The organism is Nocardioides marinquilinus (assembly GCF_039543705.1).
GTDB lineage: Bacteria > Actinomycetota > Actinomycetes > Propionibacteriales > Nocardioidaceae > Nocardioides > Nocardioides marinquilinus.
This window is the reverse complement of the sequence record NZ_BAABKG010000004.1, coordinates 275,506-291,160: the sequence shown is the minus strand read 5'-3', so window position 1 is coordinate 291,160 and position 15,655 is coordinate 275,506. Positions and strand designations below refer to the sequence as shown.

General features: G+C 72.7%; 15 protein-coding genes. 4 read left to right on the top strand and 11 right to left on the bottom strand.

Annotation, left to right across the window (positions count from 1 at the left end; genetic code table 11):
• The first annotated feature begins 63 nt into the window (after positions 1 to 63).
• Together ABEA04_RS16810 and ABEA04_RS16805 are read left to right on the top strand one after the other, a co-directional pair.
• Positions 64 to 960, top strand: coding sequence for a serine protein kinase RIO (locus tag ABEA04_RS16810; RefSeq protein WP_345461186.1), 897 nt, complete (start codon positions 64 to 66; stop codon positions 958 to 960).
• Positions 961 to 1,064: 104 nt separating this feature from the next.
• Positions 1,065 to 2,168, top strand: coding sequence for an LOG family protein (locus ABEA04_RS16805; RefSeq protein ID WP_345461184.1), 1,104 nt, complete (start codon positions 1,065 to 1,067; stop codon positions 2,166 to 2,168).
• Positions 2,169 to 2,219: 51 nt separating this feature from the next.
• Here the strand turns inward: ABEA04_RS16805 and ABEA04_RS16800 are convergent, their stop codons facing one another.
• The 5 genes from ABEA04_RS16800 to ABEA04_RS16780 all read right to left on the bottom strand — a co-directional run bounded on the left by ABEA04_RS16800 (position 2,220) and on the right by ABEA04_RS16780 (position 8,395).
• A complete protein-coding gene (locus ABEA04_RS16800) occupies positions 2,220 to 3,011 on the bottom strand; it encodes a GNAT family N-acetyltransferase (protein WP_345461181.1) in 792 nt (263 codons plus the stop codon).
• Positions 3,011 to 4,135, bottom strand: coding sequence for a dual-specificity RNA methyltransferase RlmN (gene rlmN, locus ABEA04_RS16795; RefSeq protein WP_345461178.1), 1,125 nt, complete (start codon positions 4,133 to 4,135; stop codon positions 3,011 to 3,013). Before rlmN ends, ABEA04_RS16800 begins: the two co-directional genes overlap by 1 nt.
• 109 nt (positions 4,136 to 4,244) lie before the next feature.
• Complete coding sequence (locus ABEA04_RS16790) at positions 4,245 to 5,951, bottom strand: glycerol-3-phosphate dehydrogenase/oxidase (protein ID WP_345461176.1); 1,707 nt, start codon at positions 5,949 to 5,951, stop codon at positions 4,245 to 4,247.
• A 27-nt stretch (positions 5,952 to 5,978) separates the two neighbouring features.
• On the bottom strand, positions 5,979 to 7,490 hold the full coding sequence (gene glpK, locus ABEA04_RS16785; protein ID WP_345461173.1) for a glycerol kinase GlpK: 1,512 nt from the start codon (positions 7,488 to 7,490) through the stop codon (positions 5,979 to 5,981).
• A 68-nt stretch (positions 7,491 to 7,558) separates the two neighbouring features.
• Complete coding sequence (locus tag ABEA04_RS16780; RefSeq protein WP_345461170.1) at positions 7,559 to 8,395, bottom strand: MIP/aquaporin family protein; 837 nt, start codon at positions 8,393 to 8,395, stop codon at positions 7,559 to 7,561.
• Positions 8,396 to 8,522: 127 nt separating this feature from the next.
• On the opposite strand from ABEA04_RS16780, the gene ABEA04_RS16775 reads away from it, so the two are divergent.
• Together ABEA04_RS16775 and glpK (ABEA04_RS16770) are read left to right on the top strand one after the other, a co-directional pair.
• On the top strand, positions 8,523 to 9,281 hold the full coding sequence (locus tag ABEA04_RS16775; protein ID WP_345461167.1) for an IclR family transcriptional regulator: 759 nt from the start codon (positions 8,523 to 8,525) through the stop codon (positions 9,279 to 9,281).
• A 19-nt stretch (positions 9,282 to 9,300) separates the two neighbouring features.
• Complete coding sequence (gene glpK, locus ABEA04_RS16770; RefSeq protein WP_345461164.1) at positions 9,301 to 10,830, top strand: glycerol kinase GlpK; 1,530 nt, start codon at positions 9,301 to 9,303, stop codon at positions 10,828 to 10,830.
• A 13-nt stretch (positions 10,831 to 10,843) separates the two neighbouring features.
• Here glpK (ABEA04_RS16770) and ABEA04_RS16765 read toward each other — a convergent pair whose 3' ends face one another.
• The 6 genes from ABEA04_RS16765 to ABEA04_RS16740 all read right to left on the bottom strand — a co-directional run bounded on the left by ABEA04_RS16765 (position 10,844) and on the right by ABEA04_RS16740 (position 15,609).
• Positions 10,844 to 11,257: a hypothetical protein gene (locus ABEA04_RS16765; protein ID WP_345461161.1), complete on the bottom strand. Its 414-nt coding sequence runs from the start codon at positions 11,255 to 11,257 to the stop codon at positions 10,844 to 10,846.
• Positions 11,257 to 11,799: a histidine phosphatase family protein gene (locus ABEA04_RS16760; RefSeq protein ID WP_345461158.1), complete on the bottom strand. Its 543-nt coding sequence runs from the start codon at positions 11,797 to 11,799 to the stop codon at positions 11,257 to 11,259. Before ABEA04_RS16760 ends, ABEA04_RS16765 begins: the two co-directional genes overlap by 1 nt.
• Before the next feature lie 326 nt (positions 11,800 to 12,125).
• Complete coding sequence (locus tag ABEA04_RS16755) at positions 12,126 to 13,010, bottom strand: phosphatidate cytidylyltransferase (RefSeq protein ID WP_345461155.1); 885 nt, start codon at positions 13,008 to 13,010, stop codon at positions 12,126 to 12,128.
• 24 nt (positions 13,011 to 13,034) lie between these two features.
• Positions 13,035 to 13,589 (bottom strand): ribosome recycling factor, encoded by a 555-nt coding sequence (gene frr / locus ABEA04_RS16750; protein ID WP_345461787.1) that lies wholly within the window; start codon positions 13,587 to 13,589, stop codon positions 13,035 to 13,037.
• 42 nt (positions 13,590 to 13,631) lie between these two features.
• Positions 13,632 to 14,345, bottom strand: coding sequence for a UMP kinase (gene pyrH, locus ABEA04_RS16745; RefSeq protein ID WP_345461152.1), 714 nt, complete (start codon positions 14,343 to 14,345; stop codon positions 13,632 to 13,634).
• A 73-nt stretch (positions 14,346 to 14,418) separates the two neighbouring features.
• Complete coding sequence (locus ABEA04_RS16740; RefSeq protein WP_345461149.1) at positions 14,419 to 15,609, bottom strand: phospholipase D-like domain-containing protein; 1,191 nt, start codon at positions 15,607 to 15,609, stop codon at positions 14,419 to 14,421.
• Positions 15,610 to 15,655 lie beyond the last annotated feature (46 nt).

The window sequence follows — 15,655 nt, the reverse complement described above, 5'->3', positions numbered from 1 at the left end:
TGTCCATGACTGTCCTCGGCCTGTCCGCCGACCACCTCCGCACAGAGACGAGCACCACCACCCATGCACCTCCAGGACCCGTTTCCTCCTGAGTTCCGCACCGCCGCACCACCCCAGCCCGACGACCTCCACGACGTCGACGACCGCTTCGTCACCGACTGGACGACGTACGACGACGTCGACGAGACCTCGCAGCGCTGGTCGACCTGGCTCAGCGTCGACCCGCTGTGCCGCGGCCCCGAGCCCCGCCCCGACTGGCTGGTGACCTCGCAGGGCGCCGTCGACACCGACCTCGGCATCCTCAAGACCGGCAAGGAGGCCGACGTCTTCCTGCTCGAGCGGGCCGACCCGCTCGACCCCGAGGGCGGCGTCGTGATGGCCGCAAAGCGCTACCGCTCCCCCGAGCACCGCACCTTCCACCGCTCGGCGTCCTACACCGAGGGCCGCTCGATGAAGCGCTCGCGCGACCAGCGGGCCGTCAAGCGCAAGTCGACCTTCGGCCGAGAGGTCGCCGCCGGCGAGTGGGCGGTCTCGGAGTGGGCCGCGCTCAAGCGGTTCTGGGAGCTCGGCCTGCCCGTGCCCTACCCGGTGCAGATCGACGGCACCGAGATCCTCATGGAGTGGATCACCGTCGACGGCGAGACCGCGCCCCGGCTGGCCCAGACCCGACCGGACCCCGACCTGCTGGCCTCGTACTTCGACCAGCTGCGCGAGGCGCTCGCCACGATGGTGCAGGCGGGCGTCGTCCACGGTGACCTGTCGGCCTACAACATCCTCGCCGCGGGCGACCGGCTGGTGATCATCGACCTCCCGCAGATCGTCGACCTCGTCGGCAACGCCGCCGGCATGGACTTCCTGATGCGCGACTGCGCCAACGTGTGCGCGTGGTTCCGCGGCAAGGGCCTGGCCACCGCCGACGAGCACGAGCTGTTCGGCGACCTGATGGCCCACGCCTTCTGACACGCCCGAGCCTGCGAGGGCGTGTCGACGGTGGTCGAGCGAACCGGCGTGTCGAGGCCTCGTGAGGTCAACGGCCGCTCGACCACGGCGTTAGGTTCGCGACCGTGAAGCGCACCCACGGCCGCGTCGTCCACGTCGAGTCCGAGGCCGACCTCGAGCGCCGGCTGGCGTCGGGGTCGCGGCGGCTGGGCAGCTGGCGGGTGGCGGGGCTCGACCTGCGCGGCCGCGGCGCCGACTTGCTCGGCCGCGACGTCACCGGGGCGGCGTTCCTCGGCTGCCGCTTCGACGACGGGGACGACGACGCGCTGGTCGAGGCCGGTGCGCTGGTGCTGCCGCAGGTGGGCGAGTCGCCGCTCGACGTCTACCGCGGCCGGCTCTACACCGCCGACGAGCTCTACGACGCCGATCGCTACCGCGACACCCTCGACGCGCGCGCGTACGCCTGGGCGCAGGAGCCGCCCGACCGCGAGGACGCGCTGGCGATCGCGCTGCACGACCACGCGATCGACGAGGCGATCACCGCCTGGACGCCGCACCACCGCGTCGCCGGCGTCATGGGCGGTCACGGGCTGCGGCGCGACGAGCCCGGCTACGCCGACGCCGCGCGGCTCGGCCGTGGGCTGGCCGCCGCGGGGCTCACCGTCGCCACCGGTGGCGGGCCGGGCGCGATGGAGGCGGCCAACCTCGGCGCCCGGCTGCCCGACGACGCCCTCGAGGCGGCGCTCGCGACGGTGGCCGCCGTCCCGTCGTTCCGGCCGTCGGTCGACGCGTGGGTGCGCACCGCGCGCGAGGCGATGGACGGCGTCCCGGTGGCGGCCGAGACGCTCGGCGTGCCGACGTGGCACTACGGCCACGAGCCGCCCAACCTGTTCGCCACGGCCATCGCGAAGTACCTGCGCAACGCCACCCGCGAGGCCGTGCTGGTCGAGATCTGCGACGCCGGCATCGTCTTCCTGCCCGGCGCGGCCGGCACCGTGCAGGAGGTCTTCCAGGACGGCTGCGAGAACTACTACGCCGACTCGATGTCGCTGGCGCCGATGGTGCTGCTCGGGGAGCGGTTCTGGACCGAGACGCTGCCGGTGCACCCGCTGCTGACCTCCCTGGCCCGCGACCGCCCCATGGCCGACCACGTGCACCTCGTCGACACCGTCGAGGAGGCCGTCGCCGTGCTCGCCGCCGCCCGGCCGGCCGACGCCACGGGGCGGTAGTCGGCGACCGCGTTCCCGACCCAAGGCGGTGAGGCCGACGGCGGTCGTGCCTCAGAGGGGCAGGCGGTAGGTGGTCTCGCGGCCGAACGCCTCGAACCCGGCGCGGCGCAGGATCGGGCCGGACGTCGCCACCCGCCCCTTCGTCAGCCCCAGCGTCGCGCCGTGCTCGACCGCGTGGGCCAGCCGGTGCCGCAGCAGGGCCCGGTAGACCCCGCGCCCGCGGGCCTGCTCGCGCACCGCGCCGCCGTAGAGGCGCGCGTCGGTGCCGGCCACCTCGAGGCCGGACGAGCCGACCGGCTCGCCGTCGAGCAGCGCGAGCACGAACCCGCCGCGCCCGTGGGTGGCCTGCTCGGCACCGCGGCGCGCCATCTGCGCGATGCGCTCGTCGTCGGCGCGCGGGCTGTCGAAGACCTCGACGGCGACGTCGTTGTGGGCCCGGGCGTCGTCGGGCGTGACGACCCACCGGCAGGTCACCGCCGCGTCGAGCGGACCCAGGTCGGGCACGCCGTCGCTCAGGTCGACGGCGAGGACGTCGGTCTCCTCGGCGAGCTCGCCGCCGCGCGCCTCGAAGAGCGCGGCGACGCCGTCCGGGGCGTCGATGCCGACCGTCGCCTCGACCGCGTCGACCCCGTCGGCGAGCCGTCGGGCCTCCGCGAGCGCCTCGTCGAGCGCGGCGCCGGGGTCACCGGCCGGCCGGAAGACCGGCATCGCCAGCGGCGTGTAGGCCCACGCCGGGTAGCGCACCAGGGTCCAGTCGTCGGTCTCGACCAGCGTGGCACCCTCGGGCACCCACAGCCACCGCGCGCACGCCTCGGCCACCCGGGCCCGCGTCGGCGCGGCCATCAGGCCTCGCTGGCGGCCAGCTGCCCGCAGGCCCCGTCGATCTCGCGGCCGCGGGTGTCGCGCACGGTGGTGGGCACGCCCTTGGCCTCGAGCCGGCGCACGAACTCGCGCTCGTCGGCGGGGTCGGACGCCGTCCACTTCGAGCCGGGCGTGGGGTTGAGCGGGATCAGGTTGACGTGCACCCAGCCGCGACCGCGCTCCTGCAGGACGTCGGCCAGCAGGTCGGCGCGCCAGGCCTGGTCGTTGATGCCGCGCATCATGGCGTACTCGATCGAGACCCGGCGTCCGGTGGCGGCGAAGTAGGCGTGGGCGGCGTCGACGGTCTCGCCCACCGACCAGCGGGTGTTGACCGGCACCAGCTCGTTGCGCAGCTCGTCGTCGGGCGCGTGCAGGCTCAGCGCGAGCGTGACCGGCACGCCCTCGTCGGCCAGCTGTCGCATGCGGGGCACCAGGCCGACGGTCGAGACGGTGACGCCGCGCGCCGACATCCCGAGGCCGTCGGGCGCGGGGTCGGTCAGGCGGCGGACGGCGGCCACGACCGCCTTGTAGTTGGCCAGCGGCTCGCCCATGCCCATAAAGACCACGTTCGAGACCCGGCCGGGGCCGCCAGGCACCTCGTCGCGCGCGAGGGCACGGGCGCCGGCGACGACCTGCTCGACGATCTCGGCGGTCGACATGTTGCGCTGCAGGCCGCCCTGGCCGGTGGCGCAGAACGGGCAGGCCATGCCGCAGCCGGCCTGGCTCGAGACGCACATCGTGACCCGGCCCGGGTAGCGCATCAGCACCGACTCGACCAGCGCGCCGTCGAAGAGCCGCCACAGCGTCTTGCGGGTGGTGCCGCCGTCGGCCTCGGCGGTGCGCAGCGGCGTCATCAGCGACGGCAGCAGCGCGCCGACCAGCTCGTCGCGCGAGGACGCCGGCAGGTCGGTCATGAGCGCGGGGTCGTCGACCAGCCGGGCGAAGTAGTGCGCCGAGACCTGCCTGGCCCGGAAGCCGGGCAGGCCCTGCTCCTCGAGCAGCGCCTTGCGCTCGGCGGGGTCGAGGTCGGCGAGGTGGCGCGGGGGCTTGGCGCGGCCACGGGGCTCGCGCATCACCAGCGGCAGGGGGGTGGGGTTCTCGGGCATCGCGTCTCCCAGTGTCCCACCGCGGCGGGCGGCGGGACGAAAGCACGGACCCCGGGCCCGCCGGGCCCGGGGTCCGTGGCTCGTGGACGGGCTCGCGCCCGTCGTCGGCTCAGCTCAGCGGGACGACGTCGGCCGCACCCAGCCGGGCGGCGTCCGCGGTCTCGTCGTCGGGCATCTGCTGGCTCTCGACCTCGGCCTCGACCCGCTTGCGGTAGTGCTCGATCTCGACCTCGCGCTGCTCGTCGCTCCAGCCGAGCACCGGCGCCACCAGCGCGGCGACGTCCTCGACGACGCCCACGCCCCGGTCGAAGGTCTCGATCGAGATGCGGGTGCGCCGGGTGAGGAAGTCGTCGAGGTGACGACCGCCCTCGTGGCTGGCGGCGTAGACGATCTCGGCGCGCAGGTAGTCGTCGGCCCCCTCGAGCGGCCGGCCCAGGTCGGGGTCGGCGTCGACGAGGTCGAGCACCTCGTGGATCAGCGAGCCGTAGCGGTTGAGCAGGTGCTCGATGCGCACCTCGTGCAGCCCGTGGCGCCGGGCGAGCACACCGCGGCTGTTCCACAGCGCCTGGTAGCCCTCGGCCCCGAGCAGCGGCACGTTCTCGGTGGTCGACTCCGGCACGTTCTCGTGCAGCCCGAACACGGCCTCGTCGACGGCGTCCTTCGCCATGACGCGGTAGGTCGTGTACTTGCCGCCCGCCACGACCACCAGGCCGGGCGCCGGGTGGCTGACGGCGTGCTCGCGCGAGAGCTTCGAGGTGGCCTCGGACTCCCCCTCGAGCAGCGGCCGCAGCCCGGCGTAGACGCCCTCGACGTCGTCGCGGGTCAGCGGCGTCTCGAGCACCGAGTTGATGTGCTCGAGCAGGTAGTCGATGTCGGCCTGGCTGGCCGCCGGGTGCGCCTTGTCGAGCGTCCAGTCGGTGTCGGTGGTGCCGATGATCCAGTGCCGGCCCCACGGGATGACGAACAGCACCGACTTCTCGGTGCGCAGGATCATCCCGGTCTGCGAGCGGATGCGGTCCTTGGGCACCACGAGGTGGATGCCCTTGGAGGCGCGCACGTGGAACGGGCCCTGCTGGCCGCCGAGGCTCTGGGTCTCGTCGGTCCAGACGCCGGTGGCGTTGACGACCTGGCGGGCGCGCACGTTGATCGTCTCGCCCGACTCGAGGTCGTGCACCACCGCGCCGGTGACCCGCTCGCCCTCGCGCAGCAGCTCGACGACGCGGGCCCGCGAGGCGACCTCCGCCCCGTAGGCCGCGGCCGTGCGGGCCAGGAACATCGTGTGGCGGGCGTCGTCGACCTGGGCGTCGTAGTACTGCAGCGCACCGACGAGCGCGTCCTTGCGCAGCGACGGGACGAGCTTGCGCGCGCCCTTGCGGGTCAGGTGACGGTGGAGCGGGACGCCGGTGGGCCCGGCGGCCCGCGCCATCACGTCGTAGAGCGCCACGCCCGAGCCGGCGTAGAGCCGCTCCCAGCCGCGGTGCTTGAGCGGGTAGAGGAACGGCACCGGGTGCACCAGGTGCGGGGCCAGCTTGAGCAGCATCAGCCCGCGCTCCTTGAGCGCCTCGGCCACCAGCGCGAAGTCGAGCATCTCCAGGTAGCGCAGGCCACCGTGCATCAGCTTGCTCGACCGGCTGGAGGTGCCCGAGGCGAAGTCACGCGCCTCGACCAGCCCGACCCGCAGGCCGCGGGTGGCGGCGTCGAGGGCGGCTCCGGTGCCCACGACGCCGCCCCCGACGACCAGGACGTCGAGCTGTTCGTCCCCCATGCGCCGCAGCGCCTCGGTTCGCTGCTCGGGTGACAGCGCGACAGACCTCATGTGCTTCTCCTCGGCCCCGGGGGGCTGCTAGTTCACGTCGACCCAGTCGAGCGTCCGCTCGACGGCCTTCTTCCACTGGGTGTAACCGGTCTCGCGCTGCTCGTCATCCCACTCGGGGGTCCACCGCTTCGACTCGTTCCAGTTCTCGCGCAGCTCGTCGGTGTTGCTCCAGAACCCGACGGCCAGGCCGGCCGCGTAGGCCGCGCCGAGCGCCGTCGTCTCGGCCACGACCGGACGGCTGACCGGGACGCCGAGCACGTCGGCCTGGATCTGCATGCACAGCTCGTTCGCGGTCACGCCGCCGTCGACCTTGAGCACCTCGAGCTTGACCCCGGAGTCCTTCTCCATGGCCTCGGCGACGTCACGACTCTGGTAGCAGATGGCTTCCAGCGTGGCACGGGCCAGGTGAGCGTTGGTGTTGTAGCGCGACAGGCCGACGATGGCGCCGCGGGCGTCGGAGCGCCAGTAGGGCGCGAACAGGCCCGAGAACGCCGGCACGAAGAACACGCCGCCGTTGTCCTCGACCTGCTTGGCCAGCGACTCCGACTGGCTGGCGCCGCTGATGATGCCCAGCTGGTCGCGCAGCCACTGCACGGCCGAGCCGGTGACCGCGATCGAGCCCTCGAGGGCGTAGACGCAGTCCTGGTCGCCGAACTTGTAGCAGGGCGTGGTCAGCAGGCCGGCCTTCGAGCGGACGATCTCGGTGCCGGTGTTCAGCAGCATGAAGTTGCCGGTGCCGTAGGTGTTCTTCGCCTCGCCCGGGTCGAAGCAGGCCTGGCCGACGGTGGCCGCCTGCTGGTCGCCGAGGATGCCCGAGAGCGGCACCTCGGCGCCGAGCGGGCCGTTGGCCAGCGTGGTGCCGTACTGCTCCGAGCACGAGCGGATCTCGGGCAGCATCTGCCGCGGGATGCCGAAGATCTCGAGCAGCTCGTCGTCCCAGTCGAGGGTCTCGAGGTTCATCAGCATGGTGCGGCTGGCATTGGTGACGTCGGTGATGTGGATGCCGCCGTCCTTGCCGCCGGTCAGGTGCCACATCAGCCACGAGTCGGTGTTGCCGAAGACGGCGTCGCCCTTCTCGGCGGCCTCGCGGACGCCGTCCACGTTCTCGAAGATCCACTTGATCTTGCCGCCGGAGAAGTACGGCGCCGGCGGCAGACCGGCCTTGTGGCGGATGGTGTCGCCGTGGCCGTCGCGCTCGAGCGCAGTGGCGATGCGGTCGGTGCGGGTGTCCTGCCACACGATCGCGTTGTAGTAGGGCTTGCCGGTGTTCTTGTCCCAGATCACCGTGGTCTCGCGCTGGTTGGTGATGCCCAGCGCGGCCAGGTCGGAGCCCTGCAGGCCGGCGCTGCGCAGCGCGCTCTGGATGACCGACGAGGTGCGCTCCCAGATCTCGGTGGGGTCGTGCTCGACCCAGCCGGCCTTGGGGAGGATCTGCTCGTGCTCGAGCTGGTGCTTGCCCACCTCGTTGCCGCCGTGGTCGAAGATCATGAAGCGGGTGCTCGTGGTGCCCTGGTCGATCGCGCCGACGTAGTCAGCCATGGTGTCTCCTTCGCGTCACTGTGCTCGGGGTTGGTGCGTGTGGTGCGGGGTGCGGGACGGTGTGCTGGTCAGACGGGGTCGGACTGGACCCCCTTCTCACCGGTGACCGCGGGGTCCTCGGGGTCCTCGTCGGGCAGGTGGATCTCGACGAGGTACTTGAAGGCCGCGCCGCCGATGAGTCCGCCGATGACGGGCGCGATGATCGGCACCCAGAAGTAGATGTCCCCGCTGCCGGCCGCCTCGAATACCTGGTTGCCGTAGCCGGTGATCCAGGCCGCCAGGCGGGGGCCGAGGTCACGGGCGGGGTTGATGGCGTAGCCGGCGTTGGCGCCCCACGCCATGCCGATCGCGACGACGATGAAGCCGACGAACAGCGGCGTCAGGTTGGCCAGGGGCGGGGCGTTGGTGGCCGTGGTGAGCGCGAAGACCAGGAACACCAGGATGGCGGTGCCGACGATCTGGTCGCCGAAGGCGTTGAGGATCGAGATCTGGTTGCCGTCGGCGCCGACGCCGGGCGAGGTGAAGAAGATGCCCATCGAGGCCTTGCCGGTCTCGGGGTCGAAGGCCTTGATCATGTCCCAGTAGGTGAACCGGACGATGAGGGCGGCCACGAACGCGCCGGCCAGCTGCGCGGCGGAGTAGGGCAGCACCTTCGACCACGAGAAGCCGCGGAAGGTGGCCAGGGCGATGGTGACAGCGGGGTTGAGGTGGGCTCCGGTGATCTTGCCGGCGGTGTAGATGCCGAGCACGACGCCGAAGCCCCAGGCCCAGCTGATCGAGTCGGCGTCGCCGCGGGCGGCCGCCACGACCGAGGCGACGACGCCGCAGCCGAACAGGATGAGGATCATGGTTCCGGCGAACTCGGCGCTCAGCTCGCCGGCCAGTGTGTTGCGCTTGTTCTTCACAAGGGTCTCCTCGAACGGTCGTGATGTGCGTCACGCACGGTGCCACCGTGACTGTCGTCACGACCAGCCCAGGCGTTTCGCATCGCCGAACGGTCGTTCAGGGATGCCGAACGCTAGGCTCACCTCTGTGGCGGGAACCGTGCAGTCTGTCGAGCGGGCGGCGGCCGTCATCACCTACCTCGGCGCCACGCCCGAGCCGGTCGCCCTCGCCGACATCGCCCGGGTGCTCGGCCTGGCCAAGCCCACGGTGCACGGCATCGTGCGCACGCTCGTCGGCGTCGGCTTCGTCGAGCAGGACCCCGAGTCGGGCCGCTACGCGCTCGGCGCCGAGCTGGTGCACCTCGGCGACGGCCTCGACCCGCACCTGCTGCGCTCGCGCGCGGTCAACTGGGCCGACGGCCTGGCCGCACACACCGGCCTCGAGGTGCAGCTCGGCATGCTGGCCGGCCAGGAGGTCGAGCTGCTGCACCACGTCTTCCGCCCCGACGGCTCGGCCCAGCGGCTGCGCGTCGGCGAGCGGCAGCCGCTGCACGCGACGTCGTTGGGCGTCATCCTGCTGGCCTTCGCGCCCGCGGCCGGGCGGCTGCGCGACCTCGAGCTGGTGCCCTACACGAGCACGACGCCGACGCGGCGGCTCGAGCTGACCCGGGCGGTGCAGCAGGCGTCGCGGCGGGGCTGGACGCTCGCCGACGGCACGTTCCGCAGCGGCACGGCGGCGCTCGCCGCGCCCGTCCGGCACCACGCGGGCGTCGGGGTGGGCGCGCTGGCCCTGGTCGGACGACGCGAGCGCGTCGTCGGTCCGGGCGGCGAGCCGCTGGCGGGCCTGGTCGACCAGCTGGTCGCCGCGGCCGACGCCGTCGGCCACACGCTGCGGGACCGGCTGTGAGCGCCGCCGTGAGGGCCGCGTGAGCCGCCGCCACGGACGCTTCGTCGCCGCCATCGACCAAGGCACCACCTCGACGCGCTGCCTGGTCTTCGACCACGGCGGCCGCATGGTCGCCGTCGACCAGCACGAGCACCGCCAGCACTACCCGCAGCCGGGGTGGGCCGAGCACGACGCCGCCGAGATCTGGCGCAACACGCTGCGGGTGCTGCCCGGGGCGCTCGACAGCGCCGGGCTGCAGCCCTCCGACCTGGCCGCCGTCGGCATCGCCAACCAGCGCGAGACCACCGTGGTGTGGGAGCGCGCCACCGGCCGCCCGGTCGCCCCCGCCATCACCTGGCAGGACACCCGCAGCGCCGCGCTGATCGAGGAGCTCAACCGCGGGCCGACCGCGCAGCTGTTCCACGAGGTGTGCGGCCTGACGCCGGCCGGCTACTTCGCCGCCCCGCGGCTGCGGTGGCTGCTCGACCACGTGCCGGGCCTGCAGCGCCGCGCCCGCACCGGCGAGATCGCGTTCGGCACCATCGAGAGCTGGCTGATCTGGAACCTCACCGGCGGGCCGGACGGCGGCGTCCACGTCACCGACGTCACCAACGCCAGCCGCACCCTGCTGATGGACATCCGCACCCTCGACTGGGACCAGCGGCTGCTCGACGCGCTCGACATCCCACGCGAGTTGCTTCCCGAGGTGCGGCCCAACGCGCAGGTGTACGGCGAGTGCGTGGTCGGGCTGCCGGGCGTGCCGATCGGTGGGGCGTTCGGCGACCAGCAGGCCGCCCTGTTCGGGCAGACCTGCTTCGCCGCCGGCGAGGCCAAGTGCACCTACGGCACCGGCGCGTTCCTGCTCATGAACACCGGCGACCAGGTGCCGACGTCGAGCCACGGGCTCATCTCGACCGTGGCGTTCGCGCTCGAGGGACAGCCGCCGGTCTACGCCAGCGAGGGGTCGATCGCGGTCGCCGGCGCGCTGGTGCAGTGGTTCCGCGACGCGCTGGAGATGATCCGCTCCGCACCCGAGATCGAGACGCTCGCACGGCGCGTCGACGACAACGGCGGCTGCTACATCGTCCCCGCCTTCGCGGGTCTCTTCGCACCCCGGTGGCAGCCCGACGCCCGCGGCGTCGTGGTGGGGCTGACGTCGTACGTCACCCGCTCGCACCTGGCGCGCGCCGTCCTCGAGGCCACCGCGTGGCAGACCGCCGAGGTGGTCGAGGCGATGAGCGCCGACACCGGCATCGCGTTCACCGGGCTCAAGGTCGACGGCGGCATGACCGCCAACCACCTGCTCATGCAGATCGTGGCCGACGTGCTCGCCGTGCCGGTGGAGCGGCCGCTGGTGGCCGAGTCGGTCTCGCTCGGGGCGGCCTACGCGGCCGGCCTCGCCGTCGGTTACTGGCCCGACCTCGAGGGCCTGCGCGACAACTGGCACCAGGCCGCCGTGTGGCAGCCGGCGATGAGCGAGGCGGTCAGGCGGCGCGAGCGCGACTCGTGGGACCACGCCGTCCAGCGCACCCTGCACTGGGTGCGTGAGGACGCCGACCGGCGACCCTGAGGGTCAGGCCCGGTCAGCCGTCGGTCTGCAGCAGCACGTAGAAGGCGAGCGCACCGACGAGCAGCACCACGGCCGGGGTGATGACGACGCCGAACAGCATGTAGCGGGCGAACCGGCGCGTGCGCGGGTTGACGACCAGCGCGAGGTTGATCGCCAGCAGCACGCCCAGGGCGAGCGCGAAGACCCACAGGTGCGCGCTGACGTCGTACTCGAAGACGGCCTCGAGCAGCCACCAGAACGCCCCGAGCACGACGATCACGAGCAGGAGGCCGGTGAAGAACCCGGCCAACGGCGTGAACACCGGGTGGTCGCGGTGCCAGAACCGCGGCGCGTCGCCGGCCGGCTCGATGTCGGCCGGCTTGTCGGCCGGCTGTGGTTCGGCGGGCGTCGCGCCGGTGTCGGCGCGCACGCCCTCGTCGGTACTCATCACCGGTGATCGTAGGCGTTGCCCCCACGATCGGACGGCGGCTCGACCACGATGACGTCGGGCATCGCGAGCCGCGACCACCGGTCGAGGTCCGGCGGGTCGCCGGTCAGCGCCGCGGCGGCCGCCGTCCAGGCGGTGCCGTGACCCACGAGCACCAGGTCGTGCCCGGCGTGCTCGGCGAGCAGCGCCCGGACGGCGCCCACCACCCGCTCGCGGCACGCGGCGAGCGGCTCCCAGCCCGGCACGGCCGCGGCGTCCGGCTCGGCGAACGCCCGGCGGACGGCACCGTCGAAGTCCTCGACCCACGCGGAGCCGCGCTCGTGCTCGCGCAGCGCCTCGACCACGCCCACCTCGCCGTCGGTGAGCAGCTGCGCGGTCTGCTGCGCCTTGGGCTCCGGCGAGCTGCACCACACCGCCCCCGCCGGCAACCGGTCCCGCAGCGCCCACACCTGGTCGAACCCCGCCGGGTCGAGCTCCCACGCCGCCGCCGGCGTCCCGGGCTCCACGAGCGGCCGGCCGTGCCGGACGAGGTGCAACGTCACGGCCCCAGTGTCCGGCACGCCGCTGCCTCGTCTGGACGGAGACGGGATCAGGTCGGCCACCGACCCGTTCGCGGCAGGCGCCGCGAACACGCACCGGAGCGAGGAACGAGCGGAGGCGCAATCAAGCACAGCCGGCTGGTCGTCCCAGGTGCCGTGCACGTTGACCGACAGGGCCCAACGACCAAGCTCAGGGTCCGTGTGGGGACGTTCGCATTGACGTTGCGAGGTCTCGAGGCTCGTCGCCAGGGCTCCTCACACCTCGACCATCGTGAGCTGCCCAACGAGCGAGCTCGGGGTCCGTGGTCGGGTTGGGCTGCTGGCCCCCGTCAGGCGAAGACGAGGTAGTGGAGGAGCAGCCAGATGGGGGCGATGGTGGCGAGGATGGAGTCGAGGCGGTCCATGAGGCCGCCGTGGCCGGGGACGACCTGGCTCATGTCCTTGATGCCGAGGTCGCGCTTGATGACCGACTCGCACAGGTCGCCGAGGGTGGCCATGACGACGGCGATGAGGCCGAGGCACAGCCCGACCCACCAGTCGCCGTCCAGGAGGAAGACGACGAGCGCCCAGCCGGCGGCGAGGCAGGCGACGGCCGAGCCGGCGAATCCCTCCCACGACTTCTTGGGCGAGATGACCGGGGCCATCGGGTGCCGGCCGAACAGGACGCCGGCGATGTAGCCGCCGATGTCGGAGGCGATGGTGACCAGGATGAAGGCCAGGATGCCCTGGACGCCGTCGTTGTCGAGACCGCCGCCGCTGCGGCCGCCCTCGGCCAGCATCAGGCCGACGAACGAGCCGAGGAACGGCACGTAGATGAGCGTGAAGACCGACGCGGTGGCGTTCTTGACGTAGCCGTCGATGCCGCGGTGCAGCAGCCACAGCATGATCACCAGGGCGGTGACGGCGGTGGCGGTGACCAGCGCGTCGGTGCCCCACAGGAAGGCGACGACGACCATGATCGCGCCACCGAGCATCAGCGGCTGCTCGGGCAGGTCGATGTCGCGGGCCAGCAGGCCCTGGCGCAGCTCCCAGACGGCCACCACGACCGCGGCGACCACGATGACCATGAACGCCGGCTTCCAGAACGCCAGCGAGGCGGCGATGCCGACCAGCAGCACGAGCGCCGACAGGACGGCGGCCCGCAGGTCGCGACCGGCGCGGCCGTGGTCCTTGACCGGTGGGGTCGCGGGCGACGGGGAGGAGGACGTGGCCATCGAGGGCATCGAGGGGCGAGGCGCTCAGACCTCGAGCAGCTCGGCCTCCTTGTTCTTGAGCATGTCGTCGATGGCGTCGGTGTGCTTCTTGGTGATCGAGTCGAGCCGCTTCTCGGCGCCGGTGACGTCGTCCTTGCCGACCTCGCCGTCCTTCTCGAGCTTCTCGAGGTTCTGCTTGGCGGTGCGGCGCAGGTTGCGCACGGCGACGCGGCCCTCCTCGGCCTTGGAGCGCGCGAGCTTGATGTACTCCTTGCGCCGCTCCTCGGTGAGCTCGGGGAACACGCAGCGCAGCACCTTGCCGTCGTTGGCCGGGTTGATGCCGAGGTCGGAGTCGCGGATGGCCTTCTCGACGTTGGCCATCGCGCCCATGTCGTAGGGCTGCACCATGATGATGCGCGGCTCGGGGGCGGTGAAGCCGGCGAGCTGCTGCAGCGGCGTCGGGGTGCCGTAGTAGTCGACCATGATCTTGGCGAACATGGCGGGCGTCGCACGGCCGGCGCGGATCGTGGCGAACTCCTCGCGGGTGGAGTCGACCGACTTGTCCATCTTGGAGTCGGACTCGTTGAGGATGTCGTTGATCACGGGTGTGCCTTCCTGATCACTGGTGCGGCGTCGAGCCGGTCACGACGGGCGGACCAGCGTGCCGATCCTCTCACCCCGCATGGCCCGGGTGATGTTGCCCTCGGGCTCCATGCCGAAGACGACCATGGGCAGCTTGTTCTCCGCGCACAGCGTGAACGCCGTCTGGTCGACGATGCGCAGGCCGCGCGAGATCGCCTCGTCGAAGGTGAGCTCGTCGTACTTGGTGGCGGTGGGGTCGACCTTCGGGTCGGCGGAGTAGACGCCGTCGACGCCGTTCTTGGCGAACAGCACCCGGTCGCAGCGGCTCTCGAGGGCCCGCTGCACAGCGACGGTGTCGGTGGAGAAGAACGGCATGCCCATGCCGGCGCCGAAGATGACGACGCGGCCCTTCTCCATGTGGCGGATGGCGCGGCGCGGGATGTAGGGCTCGGCGACCTGGCCCATCGTGATGGCGGTCTGCACCCGGGTGTCGACGCCGAGCTTCTCGAGGAAGTCCTGCAGCGCCAGGCAGTTCATGACGATGCCGAGCATGCCCATGTAGTCGGCGCGCACCCGGTCCATGCCGCGCTGCTGCAGCTCGGCGCCGCGGAAGAAGTTGCCGCCGCCGGTGACGACGGCGACCTGCACGCCGGCGCTCGCGACCTCGGCGATCTCGCGGGCCACGGCCTGCACGACGTCGGGGTCGACGCCGACCCGGCCACCTCCGAACACCTCGCCCGAGAGCTTCAGGAGCACACGCTGGTCGCCGGTCATCTGGTCCTCTCGTCGCCCCGAAGCGCACTCGTCACCGGGCCGCGAGAGGGCCCGTCGCCGGGTCGGAGCGAGGCTACCGCTCCCCCGCCTCGCGCTCGACCCGGGCCGTGATCTCCTCGACGAGACGCACGTAGCGGCGGTAGTCGCGCTCGGCCGGCCCGCGGTCGGCGTCCACGGCGACGAGCACCTCGTCGCGCTCGAGCGGGCCGTCGCCGAGGTTGAGCGAGCCGGTGACGATCATGCGCTGCTGGCCTCCGTCGCCGTCCCACTCGGCCAGCGCGAGCTTGTTGTGGGTGTCGGAGCCGTCGTCGAACTTCGCGAGGTAGACCGGGACGTCGGCCCCGCGGAGGACGTCGGAGACGCGCGGGGTGAGCACGTCGCCGCTGACCACCTCGACGTCGGCGCCGGCGCGCCGCAGGGCGGCGACGCGGTCGGCGAGGCGCAGCCCGCGCTCGCCGCTCCACGCGTAGGCGACCATGCGCAGCCTGGTGCCCGGACGGGCGGGCAGGTCGTCGAGCAGCCGCTGCAGCGGGTCGTCGTCGAGGGTGAAGCCCGGGAAGAACCACGCCCGGACGTCGTCCAGCCGTGCCGTGACCGCCGGGTCGCGCACCGGGCGGTCGCGGCGCTGCTGGTCGAAGACCCGGCCGAACGCACGCCACACGTCGCGGCGGTCGACGAAGGCGTAGGTGTCGTTGTACTGCCCGGTGGAGTAGTAGGACAGGTTCATCGAGCCGACCATCACCACGTGCCGCGACTGGCCGGTCCGCGAGAACATCCAGGTCTTCTGGTGCATGCGGCCGCGGGAGCCGCGACGGGCGGAGCCGTCGGTCTGCACGATGAACGAGTCGGCGGAGGCGTCGTCGCCGAGTCCCTCCTCGAGCAGCTCGTCGGCCTCGCTGTCGCGGTTGGCCTTGTAGTCGAGCACCACCTGCACCGAGACGCCGCGGGCGTCGGCGGCCAGCAGCGCCTCGGCCACGGGGTAGAGGCTCAGCGAGTAGCCGACGATGCGGATGGTAGCGCCGGGCGGGGTGTGCGCGATGTTGTCGAGCAGCGCCCGCAGCGCGACGTAGTCGGTCTCGTCGCCGTCGGGCACCGGCCGCGAGAGCAACGCCCCCGCCTGCGCCCGGAACGGCTCGCGGTAGGTGGTGGCGTCCTGGGGTGGGTCGTCGCCGGAGATGGCGTCGCACCCCGCGACCAGGGCCGAGGACGCCAGCAGCGCGGTCGCCAGCGCCAGGGCGGCGGGCCGTCGGGGGCGTCGGGTCACGCGGTCATCATGCCTGGCGGCCCCGCCAGGGCGCGGTCACGGCGCG

Excerpts from the sequence above, each read along its gene's own strand:
- ABEA04_RS16810 (WP_345461186.1), top strand. The coding sequence starts at position 64 with ATGCACCTCCAGGACCCGTTTCCTCCTGAGTTCCGCACCGCCGCACCA.
- ABEA04_RS16800 (WP_345461181.1), bottom strand. The coding sequence starts at position 3,011 with ATGGCCGCGCCGACGCGGGCCCGGGTGGCCGAGGCGTGCGCGCGGTGG.
- rlmN (WP_345461178.1), bottom strand. The coding sequence starts at position 4,135 with ATGCCCGAGAACCCCACCCCCCTGCCGCTGGTGATGCGCGAGCCCCGT.
- ABEA04_RS16790 (WP_345461176.1), bottom strand. The coding sequence starts at position 5,951 with ATGAGGTCTGTCGCGCTGTCACCCGAGCAGCGAACCGAGGCGCTGCGG.
- glpK (WP_345461173.1), bottom strand. The coding sequence starts at position 7,490 with ATGGCTGACTACGTCGGCGCGATCGACCAGGGCACCACGAGCACCCGC.
- ABEA04_RS16765 (WP_345461161.1), bottom strand. The coding sequence starts at position 11,257 with ATGAGTACCGACGAGGGCGTGCGCGCCGACACCGGCGCGACGCCCGCC.
- ABEA04_RS16755 (WP_345461155.1), bottom strand. The coding sequence starts at position 13,010 with ATGGCCACGTCCTCCTCCCCGTCGCCCGCGACCCCACCGGTCAAGGAC.
- pyrH (WP_345461152.1), bottom strand. The coding sequence starts at position 14,345 with ATGACCGGCGACCAGCGTGTGCTCCTGAAGCTCTCGGGCGAGGTGTTC.